The 9,206-nt window shown below is 75.5% G+C and carries 3 protein-coding genes; all 3 read left to right on the plus strand.

Annotated elements, in window-relative coordinates:
• A partial coding sequence (locus GVN67_RS26290; protein ID WP_160000286.1) for a beta-ketoacyl synthase N-terminal-like domain-containing protein occupies nucleotides 1-3,561 on the plus strand: 3,561 nt, incomplete at its 5' end.
• Complete coding sequence (locus GVN67_RS26295; RefSeq protein ID WP_160000287.1) at nucleotides 3,558-6,947, plus strand: MupA/Atu3671 family FMN-dependent luciferase-like monooxygenase; 3,390 nt, start codon at nucleotides 3,558-3,560, stop codon at nucleotides 6,945-6,947. The genes GVN67_RS26290 and GVN67_RS26295, both read left to right, overlap by 4 nt.
• The coding region (locus GVN67_RS26300) for a beta-ketoacyl synthase N-terminal-like domain-containing protein (RefSeq protein ID WP_235035517.1) at nucleotides 6,944-9,206 on the plus strand (2,263 nt) is incomplete at its 3' end. The genes GVN67_RS26295 and GVN67_RS26300, both read left to right, overlap by 4 nt.

Genomic DNA, 9,206 nt, shown 5'->3' on the forward strand with positions numbered 1-9,206 from the left:
CCCCCCAGCCTGGCGGTCGCCGCCCCCGACGACAGGATCGCCATCATCGGTTTCGCCGGCCGCTTCCCCGGCGGCGAGACGCCCGAGGAATTCTGGGCCCTTCTCGAATCCGGCGGCCAGGCGCTGAAAAGAATCCCGGCGGAGCGCTGGGATGCGGCGGCCTGGCATGGCGGCGCCGCCGAGCCCGGACGGTCACGCAGCCTCTGGGCCGGCTGCATCGAGGGCATCGACCGCTTCGACCCGCGCTTCTTCGGCCTGTCGCCGCTGGAGGCCGAAAGCATGGACCCGCAGGAGCGGCTGTTCCTGCAGACCGCCTGGCATCTGCTGGAATCCGCCGGCACCACGCCGGCGCGGCTGGTCGCGCAATCCGGCGAGAATGGTGTCGGCGTCTTCGTCGGCGCCATGAACAACCCCTATCAATGGCTGGCGGCCGAGGCCTGGGCGGCGGGGCATGCCAGCGCCGGCGCCTCGCAATTCTGGTCGATTGCCAACCGGGTCTCGCATCTGCTGGATCTGGGCGGGCCGAGCCTGGCGGTGGACACCGCCTGCTCCTCCAGCCTGACGGCGCTGCACCTGGCCTGCGAAAGTCTCCGCCGCGGCGAATGCGGCGCGGCCATCGCCGGCGGCGTCAACCTGCTGCTGCATCCACGGCAATTGGTGAACCTCTCGGCCGCCGGCATGGTCTCGGCCGGGCCGCAATGCCGCGCCTTCGCCGAGGGCGCCGATGGCTTCGTCGATGGCGAGGGCGTCGGCGCCGTGCTGCTGAAGCCGCTGGCCGATGCGCTGCGCGACGGCGACCGGATCGAGGCGGTGATCCTGGGGAGCGCCATGAACTCCGGCGGCCGCACCGCCGGCTTCACCGTGCCCAATCCGCGCGCCCAGGCGCGGGCCATCCGCCAGGCGCTGTCCCGCGCCGGCGTGCCGCCCGAGAGCATCTCGGTCGTCGAGGCGCATGGCACCGGCACGGCGCTGGGCGACCCGATCGAGCTGGCCGGGCTGGTCGCAGGCTATGGCGCCGCGCCACGCGCCGCGCCGGTGGTGCTGGGCGCGCTGAAGGCCAATATCGGCCATCTGGAATCCGCCGCCGGCATCGCCGGATTGACAAAGCTGTTGCTGCAGCTGCGGCATCGGCAGATCGCGCCGCATCCGCATGCCGCCGAGCCCAATCCGCTGATCCGCTTCGCCGAGACGCCCTTCCGCCTGGCAGCGGCCACGACGCCCTGGCACGGCATGCCGCAGCCCGGGGGGGGCGCCTGGCCGCGTCGCGCCGGGCTCAGCGCCTTCGGGGCCGGCGGCGCCAATGTGCATCTGGTGCTGGAGGAAGCGCCACCCGTCAGCACGACGCCGATGGCCGAGGCGCCGTTCCTGTTGCCGCTGTCGGCGACCGATGGCGAAAGGCTGTCGGCCCTGGCGCAGACGCTGCTCGACTGGCTGGCGCGGAATCCCGAGGCCAGCGCGGCGGGGATCGCGTCGACGCTGCGCCGCGGCCGGGTGGCGCTGGCCTGCCGCGCGGTCATCCTGGGCGACGGGCGCGACGCGCTGCGCGACGGGCTGGCGGCGCTGGCGCAGGGCGCCCTGCCCGCCGGCGAGCATCGCCGTGGCGCCGCGCGGGTCATCATGGCCGGCGCCCCCAGCAGCACCGCGCCGCTGCTGGCCGAAAGCGCCGAGGGCCAGGCCCTGCTGCGCGCCCTGCTGGCCGCCGGCGAGCAGGACCGTCTGGCCCGCCTCTGGGCCGAGGGCGCCGCCATCGACTGGCCCGCCGGCGACACGCCGCCGCTGGCCCTGCCCGGCTATCCCTTCGCCCGCGAGCGCCACTGGCTGCCCACCGCCGCCCCGCTCGTGGCGACGCCGGTCGAGACCGCGCTGCTGGCCCGCGCCTGGCAGGAGGCCCGGTTGCCCGAAGCCGCACCCGCAGGCCCGCTGCTGCTGCTCGGCGCGGCGGAAGCCCCGGCGCTGGCCGCCGCGCTGGCCGCCGCGCTGGCGGAAACCTGGCCCGGCCCCTGCCGCGCCGTCGCCGGCCCGGCCGAGGCCCCCCCGGGCGCCACGCTGATCGACCTGCGCCCGGCGCGCGACGATGCGGCGGGGCTGGCGGCGACCCAGGCGCTGCTCGCCGCCGCGCTGCGCGAAGGGCCCGAGGATCTGCGCCTGCTGCGGCTCGACGCGACGGCGGCCGAGGCGGCGATGATCCGCGCCGCCGCGCTGGAGGGGCTGTCGGGCGCCACGGCGCTGCGGCTGGAGGACGTGTCGACGCCCGAGGCGCTGGCCGCCCTCTGCCGCATCGAGGCCCTGGCCAACCGCCCGGCACCGGAAGTGCTATGGCGCGACGGCCGCCGCTTCCTGCCGCGGCTCGAACGCGTGGCGCCGCGCGCCGCGACCCCGGTCTTCCAGCCCGGCCGCGCCTATCTGCTGGCCGGCGGGCTGGGCGAGGTCGGCCGGGCGCTGGCCGCCGAGGCCCTGGCCGCCGGCGCGCATCTGGCCATCCTCGGCCAGCGCGACCCCGCCGCGGCGGCGCCGGCGCTGGCGGGTTTGCGCGCCGCGGCGCCCCCCGGCGCGGTGCTGGCCTATGCCGCCGCCGACCTCGCCGATGCCGCCGGGCTGACAGACGCCCTGGCGCGGCTGCGCCGGGCGCTGGGCGGCGAAGATCGTCGTTTCGCCGGCCTGCTGCACCTGGCCCGCACCGTGGCCGACGGGCCGCTGGCGGGAAAGGATGCGGCCTCGCTGCAGGCGGTGCTGGCGCCGAAGCTGGCGGGCAGCCTGGCGCTGGATGCGGCGCTGGCTGGAGAACCATTGGAGTTCTTCGTGTTGTGCGGATCGCTGGCGGGATGGTTCGGCCTGGCCGGCAGCGCCGATTACGCCGCCGCCTGCGCCTGGCAGGGAAGTTTCGCGCTCACGCGCCAGGCGATGGTGCTGCGCGGCGAGCGCCAGGGCCAGAGCCTCGCCATCGCCTGGCCGCAATGGGCCTATGACCGGCATGGCAGCGCCGCCAAGACCGCGGCGCTGACGGCGCAGGGCCTGGCCCCGCTCGAGGCCGCCGCGGGGCTCGCCGCCCTCGGCCGCGCGCTGGCGCAGGACGCGACGGAGCTGGCCGTCGTCACCGGCCAGGAAGCCGGCATCGCCGCGCTGGTCGATCTCTACGGCGCCGCGGCGGCGACAGAAAAACTGGCGCCCGACGACGCGATCGGCGCCGAGCTGGCGGCGCTGAGCGATGCCGAGCTCGCCGCCTATCTCGACCATCTGCGCGACGGCGCCACGCCGCTGCCCGCGCCGCCCGTGCCGCTGAAACGCCCCCCTCGCGCGACAACCGGCGGGCTGGAGGGCGAGATCGCCCGCCTGCTGGCCGCGCATCTGAAGCTGCCGGCGGACAGCCTCGGCCCGCAGACGGCCTTCGCCAGCATCGGGCTGGATTCGATCCGTGCCTTACAGGGTGCAGAGAAGATCGGCCGGCATTGCGGGCTGCGGCTCGATCCCACGGTGTTCTTCGAGCATCCGACCCTGGCGCAGCTGGCCGCGCATCTGGCCGGGCTGCAGGCGGCACGGCCGCGGATGGAGGCCGGCGAATGAGCGCGCAGCGGCAGCAGATGATCGAGGCGGCGACGCGCCTCTGGCAGCAACGGCTGGACGCGCCCGGCCCCGCGCCGCTGCGCCCCGGCGCCTTCCGCGCGCGGAGGCTGCAGGCCAGCGCGACGAAGACAGCCAAGGCCCTCGGTCAGCTGGCCTTCTCGCTGATGTTCTTCTCGGCCGATGCCGGGGAGATGCCGCGGCCCGGACTCTATGCCACGCTGCAGCAGGCGGCGCGCGAGGCCGACCGGCTTGGCTTCGCTGGGCTTTGGCTGCCCGAGCGGCATTTCGACCCCTTCGGCGGCCCCTACCCCGATCCCGCGGTGCTGGCGGCGATGCTGGCGCCGATGACGCGGCGCATCCGGCTGCGCGCCGGCAGCGTGGTGGCGCCGCTGCACCACCCGGCGGCGATCGCCGAGCGCTGGGCCATGGTCGACAACCTGTCCGGCGGCCGCGTCGACATCGCCTTCGGCAGCGGCTGGAACCCGCGCGACTTCGCCCTGGCGCCCTCGCAGTATGCGGCGCGCGGCGAGCTGCTGGTCGAGCATGTCGAAAAGATCCGGCGGCTGTGGCGTGGCGAGGCGGTGGAATTCCCAGGCCCCGATGGCGTGGCGCAACCCCTGCGCCTGCAGCCGCGGCCGCTGCAGCCGGAACTGCCGTTCTGGATTTCCTCGACCGGCAGCCTGGCCAGCTTCGAGCGCGCCGGGCGGCTCGGCGCCAATCTGCTGACCATGCTGATCGGTAGCGAGCTCGACGCGCTGGCGCCGAAGATCGCGGCCTATCGCGCCGCGCGGGCGGCGGCGGGGCTGGACCCGGCCACCGGCACCGTCACGCTGATGCTGCACACGCTGGTGCATGACGACCGCGACCGCGTCGCCGCCGCCATCCGCGATCCGTTCCGCGACTATCTGCGCAGCTCGCTCGAATCCCAGCGCGGCGCCCATGCCGCCGGCCGCGCGCTGGACGATGCGCAACGCGCGCAGATCGCCGGCTTCGCCGCCGAGCGCTATGCCCGCAGCGCGCTGTTCGGCACGCCGGAGGATTGCGCGCCGCTGCTGGCCCGCGTCGCCGCGGCCGGCGTCGACGAGGTCGCCTGCATGGTCGATTTCGGCCTGCCCGACGCGCTGCTGCTGGAAGGCCTGGCGCCGCTGGCCCGCCTGGCCGGCGCCCATGGCGGGCTGCTGCCAACCGAGGCGACACCGACGGTCGCGGGCGATGGCCGCGACGCCCCGATCGCCGTCATCGGCCTGTCCTGCCGCCTGCCGGATGCGCCGGATGCCGCGCGGTTCTGGGCGAACCTTCAGGCCGGCCGCAGCGCCTTGCGCGCCCCGCCCCCCGGCCGCGGCACGGCCCTGGCGAAGGGCGGCTTCCTCGATGACGTCCAGAAATTCGACGCGGCCGGCTTCGGCATCGCCCCCGCCGAGGCCGCGGCCATGGACCCGCATCACCGGCTGATGCTGGAAGCCGTGCGCGACGCGTTGCGCGACGCCGGCCTGTCGGCGGGAACCTTGCGCGGCAGCGACACCGGCATCTTCGCCGCGCTCTATTCCACCAGCTTCGGCGAGGCCGCGGCGGTGATGGAGCCCGACGGCGTCAGCATCGCCGGGCAGATCCCCTCGATGGCGCCGAACCGGATTTCTTTCCTGTTCGACTGGGGCGGGCCGTCGGAGCTGGTGAACACCGCCTGCTCCTCGGGGCTGGTGGCGCTGCACCGCGCGGCGGCGGCCTTGCGCCACGGCGAATGCGGCGTCGCCGTCGCCGCCGGCGCCAGCCTGCTGCTGTCCGACGCTGAATCGGCGGCGCTCAGCCGGCTCGGTCTGCTGTCGCCAACCGGCGCCTGTCGCGCCTTCGATGCCGCGGCCGACGGCCAGGCGCGCGGCGAGGGCGTCGGCGCGCTGGTGCTGAAGCCGCTGGCCGCCGCCGAGCGCGACGGCGACGCCATCTACGCGGTCCTCGCCGGCAGCGCGGTCAATCATGGCGGCGCGCGCAGCGGCTCGCTGACCCTGCCGGGGGCACGGCGGCAGGCGGCCTGCATCGGCGCTGCGCTGCGCCGCGCCGGGGTTTCGGCGCGGGACATCGGCTATGTCGAGGCGCATGGCGCCGGCAGCCCGGCCGGCGACCTGGCCGAGGCCAGCGCGCTGGAGGAAGCGCTGCAGGGCGCCACCCCCGGCAGCATCGCGGTGGGCAGCCTGCGGCCGGCGATCGGTTCGCTCGACGCGGCGGGGGGGATCGCCGCCGCCATCAAGGCCGCGCTGATGCTGGGCCATGGCGCCGCCATCCCGCCGCAGCCGGCGACGCCGAGCCTGCCGGAGGCGCTGGACCATCCCGGCAGCCCGCTGCGCTTCCACGGCGCTGTTCCCGGCGCCATGCCAGTCGGGCAGCAGGCGGTGCTGGTGCATGGCTATGGGCTGGGCGGGGTCAATGCCGACCTGGTCTTCCTGCCGTCGCCCGAAGCCCTGCGCCGCGCGCCGCTGCCGGTCGCGGAGAAGAGCACCGTGGGTGACTTCTACGACTTCGTCACCCGCGCCGAGGAAGTCGGCGAGGCGGAGGTCTTCCTGACCCTCGCGCCTTTCCCCGAGATCGTGCCCGGCTTCTCCTGGACCCGCTGCTTCCAGGACCCGGCGGCGAACCCCGCGCATTGGGCGCTGATGCAGCAGGCGCAGCGCGACATGCGCGACGTGCTCTATGCCAATGTCGATTTCGCCCGGGTGCGGCGAATGCTCGACATAGGCTGCGGGCTGGCCACCGACCTGATGGCGCTGGCCACGGCGCATCCGGCGCTCCGCGCCGATGGCCACACCATCTCGGCCGCGCAGGCGGCGGCGGGGCGGGCGCGGGTGGCGGCGCGCGGGCTGGCCTCGCGGGTCGCCATCCACCACCGCGACAGCGCGCGCGACGCCTTCCCGGCGCCGGAATACGACCTGGTGATCGGCTTCGAGGTCGCCCATCATATCCGCGACAAGGACGGGCTTTTCGCCAATATCGCGGCGCATCTGGCGCCGGGCGGCACGCTGCTGCTGGCCGACACCGTCGCCAATACCCTGGCGCCGGTCGACCTGCCCGAGGTCGGCGCCTGGACGCCGGACCGCGACAGCTATGCGGCGCTGCTGGCCCGCCACGGGCTGGCGATCCGTGATTGGCTCGACATCTCAGCCGAGATCGCCAATTTCCTCGCCGATCCCGATCTGGAAGACATGCTGGCCACGGAGGCGCGGGCCGCCGCCGCCGCGGGCCGTCCCGGCATGCCGCTGGCGGCGGCGGTGCAGCGCAGCTGGCACGCCTTCGGCGACGCCTTGCGGGAGGGGCTGATGAGCTACATCCTGGTCACCGCGGCGCCCGATCCCTCGGCCAGCGCCGCCGGCAACCGCGCCGCGATGGAGGCCGCATGACGACGCCCTATGCCCGCCGTCTCGCGGCCCTGCGCCAAGGCGCGCCCGCCGCCGACACCTCCCTGGCGGCCGAGCTGGCGGCGCTGCTGGCCGGCAGCCTGGGCGTCGCGGCCGACAGCATCGACCCCGCGCGGCCCTTCGCCGAGCTCGGCCTGACCTCGCTACTGGCGGTGCGCTTCCTCGACCGGGTCAATCGCCGCTTCGACCAGCGGCTGGGCGTGGATGCGCTCTTCGCCCATGCCTCGGTGGCAGCCCTGGCGGCGCATCTGGCGCCGCGCGTCGCCGCCCCGTTCGCGGCCCCTGCGCCCGCTGCGGAAGGCGACATCGCCATCATCGGCATGGCCGGCTGCTTCCCCGGCGCGCCCGATATCGCGACGCTGCGCGACCGGCTGGCCGCCGGCGACCTGCTGGTCGGGCCGATGCCGGAGGCGCGCCGGGCGCTCGGCGCCGCCGACGACGCCCCCGCCGCCGGCTATCTCGATAACCCAGAAAAATTCGACGCGGCCTTCTTCGGCATCGCCCCGCGCGAGGCCACGGCGATGGACCCGCAGCAGCGGCTCTTCCTGCAGCAATGCTGGCTGGCCATCGAGCAGGCCGGCATCCCGGCCGAGGCCTTGCGCGGCCGCCCCGTCGGCGTCTTCGCCGGGGCCGCCGCCTGCGGCTACGAGGCGCTGCTCGACCAATCCGCCCCGGCGACGCAGAGCCATGGGCTGACCGGCAACCTGGTCTCGCTGCTGGCGGCGCGCATCGCCTATGCGCTGGACCTGCGCGGGCCGGCGATGGTGGTGGACACGGCCTGCTCCGCCTCGCTGGTGGCGCTGCACCTGGCCTGCCAGGCGATCCGCAGCGGCGAGGTCGAGATGGCGCTGGCCGGCGGCGTGCGCCTGTTCCTCGACCCGCGCGGCTTTTCCCATATGCAGCGCGTCGGCATGCTGTCGGCGCAAGGCCGCTGCCGCAGCTTCGACGCCGCCGCCGACGGCATCGCCTTGGGAGAGGCCTGCGCGGTGGTGGTGCTGAAACCGCTGGCCCGGGCGCTGGCGGAGGGCGACCGGATCGCGGCGGTGATCCGAGGCAGCGGCACCAACCAGGATGGCCGCAGCAACGGCATCACCGCGCCCAATGGCCGCGCCCAGGCCGAGCTGATCGGTGGCGTCCTGGCGCGGGCCGGCATCGATCCGGCGACGATCGGCCTGGTCGAGGCGCATGGCACCGGCACGCCGCTCGGCGACCCGATCGAGGTGGCGGCGCTGGCCGAGGTGCTGGGCGCGCGGGCGACGCCGGCCTGGCTGGGCTCGATCAAGTCGAATATCGGCCATGCCTCGGAGGCCGCGGGCATCGCCGGGCTGATCAAGGCGGTGCTCTGCCTGCAGCACGCGGAAATCCTGCCCAGCATCGGCTTTGACACTGCCAATCCGCAGGCGCGCTTCGGCAGCGCCCTGCAGGTGGCGACGGCGCGGCAGGACTGGCCCGCAGGTGCCGCGCCGCGCCGCGCCGGGGTCAGCAGCTTCGGCCTGTCCGGCACCAATGCGCATGTCGTGCTGCAGGAGGCGCCACCCGTCCCCGTTTTCGCGACGGCGCCGGGGCCCTGGCTGGTCGCCCTCTCGGCCGCCGATGCCGAGGCGCTGCACCGCCGCGCGACCCAGCTCGCCGATTGGCTGGAAGCGCGCGCCGACGCGCCGCTGGACGCGCTGTGCCGCACCCTGCTGGACGGGCGCAGCGCGCTGGACCATCGACTGGCCTTCGTCGCCACCGACCGCGCCGGGATCGTCGCGCAGCTTCGCCGGCCGGATGCCGCGCGCTTGGCCCGTGGCGCCACGGCCCCGCCGGCGCCGCCCTATGACGCCCAGCGGCGAGAGGCCTCGCTGCAGGCCGCGGCCTCGGCCTGGCGACAGGGCGCCCGGCTGCAGGGCGGCACGCTCTATCCCGGCGCCGACCGACACCTGCCGCTGCCGGCCTATCCTTTCGCGCCCGACCGCCACTGGCCCAGCGCGGCGACGCCCCCGGACCGCCGCGTCTTCCGCCATGACGAGCCGCTGGTGCGCGACCATGTCGTCGGCGGCGCCGCGCTGCTGCATGCGGGCATCTTCCTCGACATGGCGCAGCGGGCCAGCGAGGCCAGCGCTCTGTCCGGCATCGCCTGGCTGCGGCCGGCGACCGTCCCCGCCGGCGGCAGCCTGGCGCTGCGGCTGGCGCGCGAGGGCGAGGCCCTGACCCTGCTCGGCGAGGCCGAGGCCCTCCCCTATGCCCGCGCCCGCCGCG

This window comes from Roseomonas sp. 18066 (assembly GCF_902706185.1).
Taxonomy (GTDB): domain Bacteria; phylum Pseudomonadota; class Alphaproteobacteria; order Acetobacterales; family Acetobacteraceae; genus Pseudoroseomonas.